Annotated in this window: 1 protein-coding gene; it reads right to left on the bottom strand. The window is 41.3% G+C overall.

What is annotated here, in order from left to right; all coding sequences use genetic code 11:
- Window positions 1-30: 30 nt before the first annotated feature.
- The coding region (locus J3352_RS14140; RefSeq protein ID WP_207700528.1) for an IS3 family transposase at window positions 31-953 on the bottom strand (923 nt) is incomplete at its 5' end.

The following is a 953-nucleotide window of genomic DNA, read 5'->3' as shown; positions in this document are numbered from 1 at the left end:
TGCCAGTAGGTATCACCTGCTGGCAGATTTTTACGCTGCCTGTAAATATTTTTCGTGTTTCTCCATTGGTGTTACTATACCAAGCTTCCTCTGCAAACGTCTGTTGTTATAGTAATTGATATATTTCTCTATCATGACCACCAGTGATTCTCTGTCCATAAATCGTTTACCATAATAACGCTCCCGTTTTAGAATTCCCCAGAATCCTTCCATTGGTCCATTATCCATACGCTTTGCTTCTCTGGACATGCTCTGCATCATCCCTGCTGCTTCAAGTTTTGCATGAAAGGCTCTATTGGTGTATTGAAAGCCTCTGTCACTGTGAAACATTGGATGTGCTTCAGGATTATCTTTGACTGCATCATCAAAGGTATCAAACACTAATGCATTACTATTACTGTCTCCAATACGGTAGGATACGATTCTTCGGTCATACAGGTCAAGAATTGCACTTAAATATACCTTGTGCTTTTCATTTCCGATATAGTAATGAAATTCCGTTACATCGGTCAACCACTTTTCATTCGGAGCTTCTGCCGTAAATTCACGATTCAGGATATTTTCGGCTATGTACTGTGGATTTGCAGCCTGTCTTGTACAGCTATCGTTTGCATATTTAATGGTGGATTTGATACCAAGTTTCCGGCAGATGCGCAAAACACGTTTATCATTTACATCAATGTCATGGTAACGCTCCAACTCATCACGGATTCTGCGATAACCCTTATCAGGTGATTCTATGTGGATTTTTTCTATCAGTTCCGCAATTTTTCGGTTTTCCTGTTCATTCTCTGACATTTCATGGTTCAGCCATTTGTAATAAGCCGCCCTTGAAACACCGCCAATCTTACAAAGCGCCTGTATCGGATAATCGTGTTCTTTCTGTTCTTCTTTGACAGCCTGATAGATATGCTCGTGGCGGATCAGGCTCAGCCCCGCCTCCTTTCGATTTC

The organism is Faecalibacterium sp. Marseille-Q4164, assembly GCF_017377545.1.
Taxonomy (GTDB): Bacteria; Bacillota; Clostridia; order Oscillospirales; family Ruminococcaceae; genus Faecalibacterium; species Faecalibacterium duncaniae.
This window is presented reverse-complemented; position numbering and strand designations above follow the sequence as displayed.